We start from the raw sequence: 262 nt of genomic DNA on the forward strand, positions 1-262 counted from the left end.
TTGATTAGGTTTAGAAAAGTTAAGAGACGATATTGGGTCTGTAGCTCAGCTGGTTAGAGCGCTCGCCTGATAAGCGGGAGGTCGGTGGTTCAAGTCCACTCAGACCCACCAATATCGACCTAGATGGGGCTATAGCTCAGCTGGGAGAGCGCCTGCCTTGCACGCAGGAGGTCTGCGGTTCGATCCCGCATAGCTCCACCATCTTTAAGCGTTCTTGTTCGACAAAAAGTCTTACGAGAGTCTTTAAAAATGGTTCAATTTA

General features: G+C 48.9%; 2 tRNA genes. Both read left to right on the forward strand.

Annotation, left to right across the window (positions count from 1 at the left end):
- Positions 1-34: 34 nt before the first annotated feature.
- Positions 35-111, forward strand: a tRNA-Ile gene (locus AB4167_RS21945).
- 14 nt (positions 112-125) lie between these two features.
- Positions 126-201, forward strand: a tRNA-Ala gene (locus tag AB4167_RS21950).
- Positions 202-262 lie beyond the last annotated feature (61 nt).

Source organism: Vibrio sp. 10N.286.49.E11, assembly GCF_041469505.1.
GTDB lineage: Bacteria > Pseudomonadota > Gammaproteobacteria > Enterobacterales > Vibrionaceae > Vibrio > Vibrio crassostreae_C.